Source organism: Catenovulum agarivorans YM01, from assembly GCF_000281085.1.
Classification (GTDB): Bacteria; Pseudomonadota; Gammaproteobacteria; order Enterobacterales; family Alteromonadaceae; genus Catenovulum; species Catenovulum agarivorans.
In genome coordinates this window covers 145,747-160,467 of the sequence record NZ_JH767527.1, presented here as the reverse complement: position 1 = coordinate 160,467, position 14,721 = coordinate 145,747, and the positions used below count along the sequence as shown (strand labels likewise).

15 protein-coding genes and 1 pseudogene are annotated in these 14,721 nt (G+C 39.9%); 12 read left to right on the top strand and 4 right to left on the bottom strand.

All coding sequences use genetic code 11. The annotated features are described in order from the left end of the window. Nucleotides 1-65: 65 nt before the first annotated feature. Nucleotides 66-854, top strand: a complete 789-nt coding sequence (locus tag WSC_RS0110875; protein WP_016955954.1) for a substrate-binding periplasmic protein — start codon at nt 66-68, stop codon at nt 852-854. Between the two features lie 32 nt (nt 855-886). Here the strand turns inward: WSC_RS0110875 and WSC_RS0110870 are convergent, their stop codons facing one another. After that, nucleotides 887-1,171, bottom strand: coding sequence for a hypothetical protein (locus WSC_RS0110870; protein WP_016955953.1), 285 nt, complete (start codon nt 1,169-1,171; stop codon nt 887-889). Nucleotides 1,172-1,239: 68 nt separating this feature from the next. Further along, entirely contained in the window at nt 1,240-1,479 is a 240-nt protein-coding gene (locus tag WSC_RS22500; protein ID WP_016955952.1) for a sulfurtransferase TusA family protein, read from the bottom strand. A gap of 65 nt (nt 1,480-1,544) precedes the next feature. On the opposite strand from WSC_RS22500, the gene WSC_RS0110860 reads away from it, so the two are divergent. The 11 genes and pseudogenes from WSC_RS0110860 to WSC_RS25025 all read left to right on the top strand — a co-directional run. After that, nucleotides 1,545-2,207 (top strand): hypothetical protein, encoded by a 663-nt coding sequence (locus tag WSC_RS0110860; protein ID WP_016955951.1) that lies wholly within the window; start codon nt 1,545-1,547, stop codon nt 2,205-2,207. A 30-nt stretch (nt 2,208-2,237) separates the two neighbouring features. Next, on the top strand, nt 2,238-3,701 hold the full coding sequence (gene bepA, locus WSC_RS0110855) for a beta-barrel assembly-enhancing protease (protein WP_016955950.1): 1,464 nt from the start codon (nt 2,238-2,240) through the stop codon (nt 3,699-3,701). Between the two features lie 2 nt (nt 3,702-3,703). Beyond that, nucleotides 3,704-4,060 (top strand): arsenate reductase (glutaredoxin), encoded by a 357-nt coding sequence (arsC, locus tag WSC_RS0110850; RefSeq protein ID WP_016955949.1) that lies wholly within the window; start codon nt 3,704-3,706, stop codon nt 4,058-4,060. Then, nucleotides 4,053-4,637: an NAD(P)H:quinone oxidoreductase gene (gene wrbA, locus WSC_RS0110845; protein WP_016955948.1), complete on the top strand. Its 585-nt coding sequence runs from the start codon at nt 4,053-4,055 to the stop codon at nt 4,635-4,637. Before arsC ends, wrbA begins: the two co-directional genes overlap by 8 nt. A 35-nt stretch (nt 4,638-4,672) precedes the next feature. Further along, nucleotides 4,673-5,107: a DUF2069 domain-containing protein gene (locus tag WSC_RS0110840; RefSeq protein ID WP_016955947.1), complete on the top strand. Its 435-nt coding sequence runs from the start codon at nt 4,673-4,675 to the stop codon at nt 5,105-5,107. Nucleotides 5,108-5,122: 15 nt separating this feature from the next. Then, complete coding sequence (locus WSC_RS0110835) at nt 5,123-5,794, top strand: pseudouridine synthase (protein ID WP_016955946.1); 672 nt, start codon at nt 5,123-5,125, stop codon at nt 5,792-5,794. A 27-nt stretch (nt 5,795-5,821) separates the two neighbouring features. Next, nucleotides 5,822-6,349: a cyclic nucleotide-binding domain-containing protein gene (locus WSC_RS0110830; protein WP_082196154.1), complete on the top strand. Its 528-nt coding sequence runs from the start codon at nt 5,822-5,824 to the stop codon at nt 6,347-6,349. 275 nt (nt 6,350-6,624) lie between these two features. Then, nucleotides 6,625-8,187 (top strand): cellulose binding domain-containing protein, encoded by a 1,563-nt coding sequence (locus WSC_RS24140; RefSeq protein ID WP_016955944.1) that lies wholly within the window; start codon nt 6,625-6,627, stop codon nt 8,185-8,187. Between the two features lie 4 nt (nt 8,188-8,191). Next, nucleotides 8,192-11,407: a DUF1592 domain-containing protein gene (locus WSC_RS24135; RefSeq protein WP_016955943.1), complete on the top strand. Its 3,216-nt coding sequence runs from the start codon at nt 8,192-8,194 to the stop codon at nt 11,405-11,407. A gap of 25 nt (nt 11,408-11,432) precedes the next feature. Next, nucleotides 11,433-12,659 (top strand): DUF1552 domain-containing protein, encoded by a 1,227-nt coding sequence (locus tag WSC_RS0110815; protein ID WP_016955942.1) that lies wholly within the window; start codon nt 11,433-11,435, stop codon nt 12,657-12,659. A gap of 72 nt (nt 12,660-12,731) precedes the next feature. After that, nucleotides 12,732-12,912 (top strand): annotated as a pseudogene (locus tag WSC_RS25025) (hypothetical protein); the annotation flags it as partial. A gap of 91 nt (nt 12,913-13,003) precedes the next feature. On the opposite strand, the gene WSC_RS0110810 reads toward WSC_RS25025, so the two are convergent. Both WSC_RS0110810 and WSC_RS0110805 read right to left on the bottom strand, forming a co-directional pair. Next, nucleotides 13,004-14,311: a DUF6575 domain-containing protein gene (locus tag WSC_RS0110810; RefSeq protein ID WP_016955941.1), complete on the bottom strand. Its 1,308-nt coding sequence runs from the start codon at nt 14,309-14,311 to the stop codon at nt 13,004-13,006. Continuing rightward, the gene (locus tag WSC_RS0110805) at nt 14,311-14,715 is read right to left on the bottom strand and encodes a hypothetical protein (protein WP_016955940.1); all 405 of its coding nucleotides are present in this window, start codon (nt 14,713-14,715) and stop codon (nt 14,311-14,313) included. The genes WSC_RS0110810 and WSC_RS0110805 overlap by 1 nt, the downstream gene beginning before the upstream one ends. Between the last annotated feature and the right edge of the window lie 6 nt (nt 14,716-14,721).

The following is a 14,721-nucleotide window of genomic DNA, read 5'->3' as shown; positions in this document are numbered from 1 at the left end:
CGCTTTGTACTACATTTTATTAGGAGAATGTGGTTAACTATTTACGCTGTCCTAAGGGTAATTGCATGTATTATTGGAAGTTAAATTTGTCTTTAGTATGTAAAAAGTTGGCTTTAAGCTTGATCTTTATCGTGTTTACAATAGATAAAAGCTGTGCGGGAGAATATTTGACTATCGGCTATTTTGACGTACCAGTGCACACTGTATACAAAGATAAACTAGGCCCCAAAAGCGCTTTACTCTCGTATAGCAAACTAATCACCGACCAAATGAATGTGCAAGTCACGTTTAAAAAATACCCTCTGAGTCGCTTGTTTTATATGCTTGAGCAAGGACGTATCGATATGATTTTAATCATGCTAAAAACCCCTGAGCGTGAAAAAAAGTTTGTCTATTCTACGATACCAATTTTAACCATTCAGTCAGCGCTTGCGCTTGGCAATACAACCCCACTAGATACTTTTACCTCATACAGGGCATTAGCCGATCTCAGAATTGACATCTGGAAAGGGGCCATTTATCCTCAAGAATTGGTAGATGCAGGGGTTGCGATTACCAAACTATCAGGAACGAATGTGATAGAAAGAGGTTTTAAGCGGTTGTTGGCTAAGCGTAGTGATGGTTTTTATAGTCCAGATAAATTATCTCTAGAATACATGCAGGCTCAAGCTGAGTTTAATCAACAAATAAAAGTGATATTAATTCCAGATCCCCCAAAACAACTTTATACCGCATTTTCCAAAAGCAGTGCTAACAAATTTCTGTCTAAATATAATTCAGCGCTCCAACAGTTAAAAAAACACAAAAGCTATGAAAACTACTTACATGAGTACCTCACGTTAAGTGCCGATTAATCGGCTTGACTGTTTGGCTGTAATTCTGTGAATCATACCTCTATATCTACATGTTTTTGGCCTTTATCATCAATATATACACCAGATTCAGACTGCCCTTTATCCGTTGATTTTTCTTCGTCTGTCTCGACATCCTCATCTTGATGATAGCGAGTATCGGCAGCATGGTGTGCAAGTCTATTTTTAAGATATCTATCTTGCGGTGCATCCTCGTGCTGTTTAACTGACGCTCTGATCCCTTTGACATTTAACCTAGGCGGTTGCAGTTTGTTTTGTACAATACGTGGCATAAATGGAATTATTAGATCAGTGTTCATTTAATGCCTCCGATAAAATTGATGACGATATATCCTATATATCGGCAATTCGTCGATATAATTTAATTTTAGCTGATCTCGTCGCCATGACACTTGGTTACGCTTAATAAATAATCATTATCAGAAAGTTTAGATAATTTAAAGGGATAAGCTTTTAGTTTAAGCCAAGCTGGGATATCTTTTAAAGATGCGGCATCTTTCAACAAAAGTTGAATTTGGCCCCCCTGCTGAGCTTTTTTTAAGCTAAGCTTTAAAGTAAGTAATGGCATTGGACAACGCATGTCACGACAGTCGATTGGCTTTGGCATAATACAATCTGCTAATTATTGGCTTGTTAGTTTAACAAAACATCGGATAACTTGAGAACCATACAATGAATAGCTCTGGCTTACCGGAAAATCCAACTCTTAAAGATATTAACAAATTCAAGCGCCAACTGAATTGGGGCGACTTACCGCCGTTTTATCATATGATTGCATCATCAGTCAGCGAGCTTGAAAGTATTCAAACCATGGGCTTTGATAACGCGCTAAACAAAATCTGCAAACCAAACAATTGGAATCTGCAATTACTCGGTGGTTATTTTGACGAGCAAAACGTTGTGCATGTCGAAAGAAAACCACGTATCGCAATATACCAATTATTTACCGACCGTGGTTTTGAATTGCACTGTTTTCCGTATGCTAAAAATAAAGAGATAGATCAATATGTACGCGGACACAAACTCATGGAGTTTATAACTTGGGACCCAGGCACAATGAAAGTGTTATGCCGAGTGAATTCACTGCATAAATTTATTGATTATTATTTTCAACGTGGTGATGTTGCCGACCGAGCCATCATATTTTATGCAATGCAATGTGTAGACAAACTCATAAATTATATGAAATCGCACGTTGACGTTATTAAACTCGACGGTGTATCTATCGAGCAGTATTTTAAAGCTCAAGAAAAACGAATTGCGTCTGATGATTATGATGATTTGTTATTAGGTGATCTTAAAGGAAACGATTTGTCAGATTTTGGCTCTAAGTAACATAATTACAAATTTATAAAGGATAAATGTTTGTTCAATAAACTTAAATGTTTTGCGCTCGCAGCTGCTGTTAGCTTAAGCACTATACAGTCTTCAATAGGTTATGCGTCTATTTCGAATAACCATAAATTGCCAAACCTAGGAACAGTGGCGGCAGGCAGTTTAACCATAGAAAAAGAAAAAGTGCTCGGCAAAGTTATTCGTAGGCAATTAAGAGCGACCTCGCCGGTTATTTCTGATCCATTGTTAGACCAATATTTAAATGACTTGGGCAACAGGCTAGTGTCAAAAGCTGCGGATGTACGCTACCCGTTTGACTTTTACCTAATTAAAAATCCACAGATTAATGCGTTTGCTACCTTTGGTGGTGTTGTTGCAATTCATACCCGCACTTTACTGGAGTCAAAAACTGAAAGTGAACTCGCCTCGGTTATCGGCCATGAAATAGCCCACGTTACCCAAAGGCACATCGCCAGAACCATTGAAGAGAACGAACGAAATGCACCTTTAACTATAGCTTCATTGTTGGGTGCTATATTAATTGCCATGGCCGACCCGAGCGCAGGCGCAGCTGCCATTACCACAGCACAAGCGGGTAGCCAGCAAATGGCGTTAAATTATAATAGACAAAATGAAAAAGAAGCTGATCGTATAGGTTTACGTATTTTAATGGATGCGGGTTTTGACCCTAAAGGTGCACGTGACTTTTTTGTAAGGCTTGCCGAGCAAAGCCGTTACTCAAGTAAACTACCGGCTATGTTGTACTCGCATCCTTTGCCAGACAGCCGAGTCAGTGATATTCGCGCCCGCATTGACGGTTTACCACCAGTTTATGCCAAAGAAAGTATCTATTTTAATTTAGCGCAAATACGCACCGCAGTTTTTTATACTCAAGTACCCAGTTATCACGTTGAATATTACCAAACTCAACTCAACGGCATGATGCAAGCAAATAATCCGTTATTAAAATACGGCCTTGCTCTTGCACTAATGAAAGAGGAAAGATTCAGCGAAGCAGAACCCTTGATTAATCAACTACTCGAATTAGATGCCAACAATTTATTTTATTTAGATTTAAAAACCGACATTGCATTAGGCTTAAAACAATATGCGTCTATACTTGAATTGTTGAGCGGCAAACTTGAATTGATGCCAAAAAACCAAGTTTTGCTGCTTAATTACGCAAACGCACTGTTAACGGCAAATCAGGCTCAGAAAGCAGTTGAAATCTTAAAAGATTTTATTATTCTGCACCCCGAGCACTATCTGGCGTGGCAACTGATGGCGCAAGCATATAAACAGCTTGAAAATCGTTCGATGTATCATCAAGCGCAAGCAGAATTATATGCTCTGGTCTTAGCTTATCCTAAGGCGATAGACGAATTGCACACAGCGTTTAACTATATCGAACGGCAGTCTGAAACTGAAAAAAGACGAATTTCTGCCAGAATTAAACAATTGCGTGAAGAACAAGAGAGTATCAAAAGGCTTTAAATATGGCTGAATATATTATTTATCATAATCCACGTTGCAGTAAGAGCCGTGAAACATTAGCACTACTTCAAGAAAACGGTATAGAGCCTGAAGTGGTTGAATATTTAAATACCCCACCAACGGTAGAGCGTTTAGCACAAATTGTAGAAATGTTAGGTTTGGAATCAGCACACCAGTTGATTCGTGATAAAGAGTCTATCTACAAAGAGTTAGATTTAGACGAATTGATGCAAGACGAAGAACTACTTCCTTTAATGAATGAATATCCGAAATTAATTGAGCGCCCTATTGTGATTAAAGGCAATAAAGCAGTATTAGGTCGCCCACCAGAAAATGTATTAGACCTAATTAATGGCTAATATTCTGGTTTTATATTACAGCCGTCATGGAAGCACCAAAAACCTTGCGCATGAAATAGCGCAAGGTATTGAAAAAACTGGGGCTCAAGCAGTTGTAAGAACTGTACCTTCAGTGAGTACAGATACTCATGCAACTTCGACGAGTATTCCAAGCGACGGCGATATTTACGCCACTGAGCAAGATTTAATAAACTGTGATGGTTTAATTATCGGCTCGCCTACTCGCTTTGGTAATATGGCCGCGCCACTAAAATATTTTTTAGACGGTACCAGCAAACTTTGGTTAAAAGGCAGCTTGTCTGGTAAACCAGCCGCTGTGTTTTCATCAACCTCTAGTTTGCACGGCGGGCAAGAAAGCACTTTATTAACCATGATGTTGCCGCTACTGCATCACGGTATGCTAATTGTAGGTTTGCCTTATAGTGAAGCTGATTTGCACACAACCACCACAGGCGGTACGCCCTATGGCGCAACCCATTTAGCAGCAGAACAAAACACCAAACTTTCAGCAGAAGAAAAAAACTTAGCGCAAGCTTTAGGCTATCGAGTTGCTGATATTGCCCAAAGACTCAGGTAAACTATACGCCCTTCGAGTTATTCAGTAGTGGTGTTATGACCCAAGAACAAAAAATTACCCGTGCTAAACATATAGCATTATTCGGTTATTTAGGATTAATTGTATTAGTGCCAGTATGGCATTTATGGTTAGCGCCACCAATGGAAGGTCTGTCGGCGACCTTTTTAGTCACCTTATGGCTCACACCTTTGCTCATACCATTTAAAGGTTTAGTTACTGGTAAACCATATACTTACGCGTGGGCGAACTTTGTTGCTATGTTTTATTTTTTACATAGTTTAACCCTAGTGTGGGCATCTGATTCTGAACGTTATCTCGCCATTATTGAGTTTGTATTGGTCACCTTATGGTTTTGTGCAGGTAGTTATTATGCGCGCTGGCAAGGGCAATATTTAGGTATAGGTTTGAAAAAGCTCAAACAAGTTCAAGCTGAAGAAAAAGCCTTTTTTGAACCTGAAAGCAATAAATAACCGAGTGAAAACCGTTTGATTAATATTATTGCCACCGAAGCAGACTTTTATATTTGTGAAAAACCAGCTGGATTAGACTTTCATGATAGTGATGATCAAGCTGGTTTTTTTAGCTTAATCAAACAGCAAACTGGTGAAAATTTATACCCAGTACATAGACTCGATAAACAAACGTCTGGTCTGATAATTGTTGCGCGTAATCTCGCCGCTGAGCAAATCTTTAATCAACTTTTTAGCAGCCATCAAATTGAAAAGTATTATTGGGCCATCGCGGGCAATAAACCAAAACAAAAACAAGGCCGCATTGTTGGTGATATGGTTAAAAGCCGTAATCGCGCATGGAAATTAACTAAAGCCACAAGCAACCCAGCAAAAACCTTTTTTTATTCTTTTGGTTTAGGTACTGGTCAGCGTTTATATCTACTTCGTCCCTACTCAGGTAAAACCCATCAATTGCGTGTTGCACTTAAATCTATTGGTGTGGCTATTTTAGGCGATGATATATATAAAGGTGACGCTGCCGAGCGTTTATATTTACATGCCTATGCGCTGAAGTTTAGCTATCAAGGACGAGACTTCTGTTGGCAAGTAGCGCCAACTGGTGATTCTTTTCAACAAATTCCACAAGAAATTATTCAACAAAACCAATTAAATCAACCATGGTGTCTAAATTGGCCTAAACTATAAAGAAATCCCTAGCTTGGTAGACCAACAATGAAAAGAATTGACCATATCGACAAGCTGAAAGAGATGGAAATTTTAAGTCGTATTCCACTATTCAAAGGTCTGTCAGCGCAAGAGCGCAGTAGTTTAATAACCGACGAACTAGAATTCTACATAGCTGAAGAAGGCGATTATGTAATTAAACAAAACGAAAATGATCACTTCTTTTATATTTTGTTGAGCGGCAAATTAGAAATCACTAAAAATGCCAATCACTCAGTAATCGCTGAAGTTCAACCTGGTGATTTTGTTGGCGAAATAGCCTTTATTACCAACCAACCTCGAACCGCTTATGTGCAAGCAATTGAACAATCTATGGTGATCCGCGTTGACCAAACCATAATGCACCATTTGCCAGAAAAAGTTCGCGAAAAAATCAAAGACACTATGATCAATGGCTTGGTCAACTTAATTAATCACATGAATGATGAAATCATTATGCTACATGACAGAATCGACGATTATGAAAAACAACAGGCTAATGGCTCTGTGCAATTAGCTGAGAATTGGCAGAAATAACCCTTGTTATTGAGCTAAACCAAATAAATACGCCCCATCCATTACGGATTATCCTGTTGAAATATATGATATTTTTACAGGTGAATATAGTTAACAGCCTGCTAATCATTTAGCGGTTAACCACTGGTTATTCAATAATCTGCCGAAGCTATAGAATATTTATTTTATAAAAAGCATCAACTACTCAAGTCCCCCATAATTTCTCCACAATTTCTGCACAATGTACGACTATAATTTTTTGAACTTGTTAAATACATCTAAATAAGGATATATGTATGAGCAATTACCCTCCCACCCGTTTTAAAAAATCGAAAATATTTTTGCTTATCACAGTCCCTTTGTGGGCTTATCAAACCCAAGCTGCACAATGTGAGTTTAGTGTTGTGAATGAATGGCAAAATGGCTATACCGGCAATTTGGAGATCACCAATAACAGCAATGAGGTTATCAATGGCTGGCAAGTTGAATTAGCCTTCAATCAAAATGAAACCATTGGCAGTGCTTGGGGTTCTAATTTAACTGGCAGTAATCCATATTTTTTTACCAACAAAGGTTGGAATGGCCAAATTAACCCTGGCGAATCCAAATCCTTTGGATTCAATGGAACAAAACCCAATGGATCACTTGTATCGCAGCCTACTTTAGCTGGAGTGTGTGATGGGTCTCAAATGACGATAGAAGTTGAAGAGCCTCAACCTGAATCCGCCCAGTGTCAGCTAACCATTGAATATGAGTGGAACTCTGGTTTTAGAGCACGAGTTGATATTAGCAATACCGCCAATCAAGCAATCCAAGGCTGGCAAGTGTTAATGCAGTTCGAAGATGCAACTAAAATTACCGGCGTTTGGCATGGTAATCATACAGGCAGTAACCCATATACAATAGTAAATGAACAGTACAACCCCCGCATTGCAGCAGGTCAAACCATTAATTTCGGTTTTAATGCAGAGAAAGCTGTTGCTGACACAGCGCCAACGATTCCAGCATTGGGCGGGTTATGTTCGTTTGACGGAAGCATTAATCATGCACCGACCGCAGTCGCGACCGCTTCAGTGACATCAGGCGAAGGACCATTAAGTGTGACCTTCAATGCTGCTCAGTCAGCAGATATAGATGGTGATGCATTGACTTATCTGTGGGATTTTGGCGATGGAAGCTCATCAACCGAGGTTCAACCTAGCCACATTTACCAACAACAAGGTAATTATACTGTTAGCTTAACGGTTAGTGATGGTGCTGTCAGTTCAAGCTCTGAGCCGCTCACTATCTCTGTAGCAGAGCCACAAATAAGTTTACCTTATGTATTAGACAGCAATAACTCATCACTGTATTTCGTTTCAACCAAAAAAGAACACACGGTTGAAACTCATACATTCCAAACTTTATCTGGTGGCATTTCACTTGACGGTGAGGCGAACTTACAAATTGACTTAAGCAGCGTTGACACTGGGGTAGATACCCGTGATGGGCGTATGACTGAACATTTATTTGTTGTTGATACTTATCCGTTTGCGCAAGTTAGCTTGTCGTTAGATTACGATACGGTTAAAGCTGTGCCGACAGGAGCAGCAGAGGGAATGGACATTAATGCAACGTTAAATTTGTATGGCGTTGATATCCAAATCAATACCCAAGTACAGGTAAGCCGTTTGTCTTCATCGCGTATTTTGGTTCAGAACAGTCACCCTATCCTACTAGATGCAACTGACTTTGGACTTGAAATGGGCATAGAAACCTTAAGAAAGTTAGCAAATTTAACGTCTATAAGTTACGCCGTGCCAGTGAACTTTAATTTAGTGTTCCATACACAACAACCAGCACAAGCAGATGAGGAGTAGAACAATGAGATTAACTAACTTTCAACACTTGTTTTCCCCTGATGCAAACCCTGATGCAAACCCTGATGCAAACAGTACGTCTAAAATGCAGCATACTCGTTTACCTGCTTTATTGTTTTTGGGAATGGGATTGTTATCGCACAACGCCTTTGCTGCAACCTGTGAGTTTTCCATACCGGATAATTGGAACAGCGGATTTAAAACCGAAATTATCATTCAGAATGATGAAATTGCCAAAGACGACTGGACACTCAACCTTACTTGGCCACAAGGTGTATCCATAAATAATGGTTGGAATGCAACATATAGTTGTAGCGATACTGGATGTACCATCCAAAATACCAATTCGATCCTCAATCCAAATGAAAGATTAGGGCTTGGTTTTGTCGCCAGTAAAAATGGTTACGACGGTGAAATTGAGCTGACGCTAACTGGTGATATTTGCGATGGCCTTGTTGATCCATCACCTAATGATAGCGTCGGTAATAACGACAATCAAAGCGACACTGGCTTGTGGCAGTTAATTGGCGACACTTCGTCATTAAGCTATGTATCGGTGAAAAAATTACACACGGCAGAAATCAATCAGTTCCAAGGGAATGATATTAACGGTCATGCATTATCCGGTAGCATTGATTTTGATGGTAATGTGGTGTTAGCGGTTGACTTAAACAAGATTGAAACCGGCGTTGATATTCGTAACAGTCGTGTCGTCGATTTATTATTCGCCACCGAGCTTTTACCTACAGCCTATTTCACTACACAAATAGACACATCTGAAATATCTGCTATACCAACAGGCGATATTGCAACTCAGACAGTTAGCGGTGAGCTAACTATCCACGGTGTAAGCCAACAAATTTCGTTGGACTTATTGGTAACTAAACTTGGGGTTGGCACAGTTAAGGTTTCAACCTTACGACCGCTGATAGTCGACAGCAATAGTTTTGATATGGCTTATGGTATTGAAGCTTTGCGTGTGGTCGCCGGGTTGTCGGGAATTGGCGAAGCCGTACCGGTTTATTTCGACTTGCAGTTTACCTCTGTCAGTACGAATAATTTTGTTAAAACTGAAAAAGCTGACGAGCCTATCGCCCCAGACAGTCTGATGGTGCAGTATCAACCGTCAGACAATCAGGCGCACTTAAATTGGCGCGATAACAGTAATAATGAAACGTCTTACCTTGTGCGGCGTCAAGCCATAGGCGGTGATTGGCATACAGTTGCTGAGCTTGCAGCCAGTGCCACTTTAATGTCCGAAGGCTTGCCTGATACCGGCGAATTTAACTATAAAGTTATTGCGCTTAACCAAGGTGTACCTTCTTTACCAACAGATGCAGTTTCGGTAACAGTAACTGAAACCAATGCGATAGCCAGGGGGATGGAACAATTCAACGCCAATTGTGCCGGCTGTCATGGTTCCGAAGGTGGCGGTTTAGGCAGTTTCCCTGCGCTAAACACAGAACGAAATGTCGAGGCTATGATTGAAACCATAGTTAGCACTATGCCGTATAGTAATCCTGCGTCTTGTGATCAGCAATGTGCTGAAGACATTGCAGCTTATATTCAAACATTATGGCCGAGTACATTAACTTGTGATGTCGGTGTTACGCCTGTTGCTTATGGTGCAAGGCAACTCAAGCTGCTGACTCAACGTGAATACCAAAATACAGTTGAAGATTTGTTGAAAGTGGATTATCAGGTCGCAGATGGTCTATCACCTGACAGCCAAGTAGGATTTTTCACCAACAATACTCACGCCAGTGTATTGTCGACCACATATAACAACTATTTATTGGTCGCTGAAGAACTCGCTCAATGGTCTGCGGATAGGAATTTCTCCAACCTCTTAGCATGTGCTGCAATTGATGAAACTTGTGCTGCAGCACTCATCACAGATGTCGCGCCTAAGATATTTAGAAGGCCATTAACAGCGGATGAACAAAGTGCTTATGAAGCTATTGCGTTAGGCACATTCAATGGTGGTGATATTGCCGCAGGTATGCAATTGGCGTTAGAAGGTTTGTTATCTTCTCCACAGTTTATTTATCGTCATGAGTTGGGTGAAGCTAACCCGGATAATCCAGAATTGGATTACGATGCCTTTGAATTAACGTCGTACGAAATGGCGACCTTCTTAGCTTATACCTTCACAGGCTCAACGCCCGATGATGAATTGCTAGCAGCGGCTGCCAATGATGAACTGCGAGATGAAGACAAAATAATGCAACACGCAGCTCGATTAGCCGCAAGTGCAGAAGGTGTGTTGGCTGATTTTATTGGCAGTTGGCTAGGTACAGCGGACTTAGAAGTGGCAGCGAAAGATCAAACTTTATATCCAAACTACCAAGATTTAGTGCCACATATGAAAGAAGAGTTAAATAAAACCTTCGCTTGGATCATGATGCAGCAGGATGAAGGTTTCGCATCGCTCTACACGGCTAATTTCACATTCTTAAATGAAACATTGGCGAATCACTATGGTATCTCTGGTGTAACAGGACAAGAAATGCAAAAAGTCGCGACAGCAAACCGTGGTGGTATTTTAGCCAACGGGGCGTTTATGGCGCGCTGGGCAGAGCCGGCTGAATCCCACCCTGTGATCCGTTCTGTTCGTGTTCGACGCCGTATGTTGTGTCAAGATCAGCCTGATCCGCCAGCTGGTACCTTTGAAGCTCGCGAAGAAAAACTTGCGGCGTTGTCTGAATTTCTGCAAGACCCAACAACCACTAATCGCGACAAGTATCACGCATTAACTGCAGAGACTCCTTGTAGCAGTTGTCATTCACAGTACATAAATCCACTAGGATTTGGTATGGAAGACTTTGACGCTGTCGGTAATGTGCGTAGTAGCGACCTTAAAGGTAACCTGATTGACGCATCAGGCACTCTGTACGCGCCAGAAAGCTATGCAGATCTTGATTCAGAACTGAGCTTTTATGGAACTCAGGGTTTAGCAAACCTAATGGCAGGATTAGACTCAGCGCAAAATTGTTTAACACAACAAATGTTCCGTTACACAATGGGCGTTGGACATGATGAGATTGATCCGAATAATCCAGAAGATGCAAGTTTGCCACAAACAGAACAAGCTGGTTATTTATGTGAAATCGACACGCTAAAAGACAGGATGATAAACGAAAGTCCAAGAGCCATGTTAGAGAACTTTGGTTATCTAAAATCAGTTAGATATCGCAAAGCTTGGTCAAGAGATGAATAGCCGTTGAGCTGCAAAGGAAATTATCATGAATAAATATCAATTAGATAAACTAGCAATGTCACGTCGCAGCTTGTTAAAAATGGTTGCAGCCTCTGGCATATCAAGTTCGTTAATTCGCACTTCTCCTCTTGTTGCCGGGATCTTGTTCTCACGACATGCCGACGCTCAAGAGTCTGGATTACCGAATAAAACCATTTGCATTTTCACGCCGGGTGGCGCTATTGCCAACCTGTGGAATCCTACAGGAACGGGCGATGATATGGTAATGGGCGTGATGTCACAGGGCTACGATTCGGTAAAAAACGAATGTAACTTTTTGGTGAACATGGCACACGGTAATGCTGGTCACGGACGAATGCCAATCATTTTGGCAAAAGAATGGAACAGTGACAGTTACGACGTCATGATGGGCAATGCACTAGGGCCAGACATGCCATTTCGTTACATCAACTTAGGTGTTCACAGTAACGGTGCTAACTATATGACTAAAGACAACAACAACCGAATACCATTTCAGGATAACCCATTTACTGTGTTCGATTTAGTTTTTGGTTCTAGTCAAGGCAGCAGTGTAAAAACGCCTATCATGAATGCTCATGTGTCTGCAGCGAATGCCATTCGTAGCAAATTGGCAGGTTATGAAGTGCAAAGAATGGATGACCATTTAGATGCTATTGCTGATACTCAACGTCGCTTGGATGAATTATCCGGTGGTACGAGTTGTGCTATCGCACCTGATAATTCAGAATTTGCACTCACCCACGAAACTTTCTCCCAGCAAGCTCGACTGCAAGCAGATATTGCAGTAGCAGCATTACAATGCGGATTAACCCGTTCAGTTTCTTTAGCGTACGGCAATAGTCAATGCAACTTTAGAATTCCTGAACTAAATTATCAAGGTGTATATCATCAGTCGATCCACGGAGGCAGTGGTGGTCAGGCGAATTACCCCTATTACACAGAAATGCGCAGCCATATGGCAAGTTATAACGCGTATTTAATCCAAAAGCTAAAAACCGCAGGTATTTTGGATAGCACTGTCGTGTTGGAAACAACAGACATGGGCCACGCGGATATCCATTCTGCAAGCCCAGTGGCATACACAATCGCCGGTGGTGGTACAAGGGTTAACCGTGGCGTAGTTACAAACGCAGGTACTGCTTATGATCATCACGATGTGCTTTATACCGCTGCGCAAGCATGTGGTGTCGATATTGGCTTTGGTAAAGAAATACCGGGCGTAATAGCTTAAATCAATACCAATATAGAGGGCTAAAAAGCCCTTTATATTGGTAGGCTATAACAAGCGGTTCATCGCTAGTCCAGAGCGTTGACTAAATCCAAAGGTGTTTTTCCAAACGAGAACAGTTTGCTTAAATTGCTCTATGCTGGCATATTGAGCGCGACTGAAAAATGGGCAATGCCAGTGAATAATCGGAGTTTGGTATTTTCGCAATTTACAATTCATTTTGAATGGGCGATTGGACAGTAAGCCTGACATTTAAATTTAAACTAGGCTGACACAGATTTTTGAACGCCCACAAATGAAATTACACCAACAAAGTAAAACCTATTAGCATAATTTCAATTTATAGCTTATTCCTCTGCATTATCCATATCGTGATAAGCTCTCCGATATCCTTGCAATAAAGATAACCAACTTATTAACGTTGTAGCACGCCTTTTCTTTGTATCTTTACTTAATCCTTTTACCGAATCTTCCATAAACTGATAAGCTGTTGAAGGCTCTAATTCTGTAATATTTCTAACTTTAGCCCATTTAAGCCAAGCCCAACCAAAATCACTAGATTCAAAACGGTCAGCTAAATATTCATACTTAGCCTCTTTAGTTTCTTTAGACACCAAACAACGACCTGCTGAAGTAATTGTCCTATTTTTATTTAATAACCCTAAACAATACGCAGCGTCAGTGTGATAAGTTACTTGTCTTTTGTTATTTATGCCTTCGATATTTTCATGTTTTAATATTTCGCCTCTTTGTCTCCTCTCAACAATTTCAATAACTCGATTTAAGTTGTTCGCTTGAGGAATTTTAGACGAATCGACTAGAACAGTAGTACTTTCTTCTAATTTTTTGATTGCGGGTGACAAATCCTTTGTACCTACGTTTATTGGTTCTTTTAAATAACTCTTAGTTTTTGATTTTAAGGTTAAAATCAAATTATCTTGGTTAACTATATCCAATAAATCTTTCAACTTATAAGGATCTAATTCCAATTCTTTTAACTTTTCATCAAACAACTCTTCATCTGAAAGAATTGCATTTAATTGTTCAATAGCAACAGAAGCTTTTTCGTTATTATTCGTTCCAAGTTTCAAAATAAATGATCCAGGAACAGCACTAACAGGAAACAATTTTGGTATTTCTCTCGAATCATCCATCATCAAGGACTCAATAATTTCACTTAGAGAATCCATAATTTTAGTAACCATTCCCCTGTCAGGAGACTTATGAGATTTTTTTGCAATTCTTAATTCAAAGTTCCAATTAGCCTCTTCATCCACTACCTGTATTTCATCTGGTACAACAAAAAATGAGTCTGGCGGTAGGTTGTAATTAGATACATCTTCGCTCTTTACGAACTCATACTCATCAGCTCTTTCATTTGTAAATGTACTAATATAATAAATAATTTGTTCTGGATTTATAAAAACTTCACGAATCGAAAATTCCTCTCGGCGAAGGTTATCCAACCTTTTATGTGAAATTGGAGTGTATAACCATGTTGATTTAAATTCATCATGATAATCACCACACCAATAAACGAGATAAATTTGCCCTAATCTATCTTTAGCAGAGAAACATTTAGGCCCCTCAAAATCATCATATATTTCATAAAATTTTAAGTAACCTAATATTGTATTTTTAGGTAGGATATTCATTAAGTTATCTCCTCACATATGTGTAAGTGAGGTTTAGCTCCCTCTTGACTCCATAGAGTAACATGCCCTTCATTAACTGTACATATATACATAACACCCAGTTCTTCTGTAAGTTCTCCGCCTACAATTTTTTTATTTCCAAACTGTTCTGGTTTTGGGTACCTCTCCTTTTGCCTTATAATTTTAGATAAAGTAGTCCAAAGAGATGTGCCATAAGAAAACGGTATTTGAGCTTTAGAAAATCTTACCTCTGGTCGATCAGTACGATACATTTGAAAATCAGATGCCGTTGGTGGAATATTTTCAACCAACCTATAAACTTTGCCACTAGCTGGAATTGCTCCTTCTAAGGGCACACCTTCGGGAAAAGTATCAGGCCATTTATAACTAACATTTTTAGTCACTAGCTA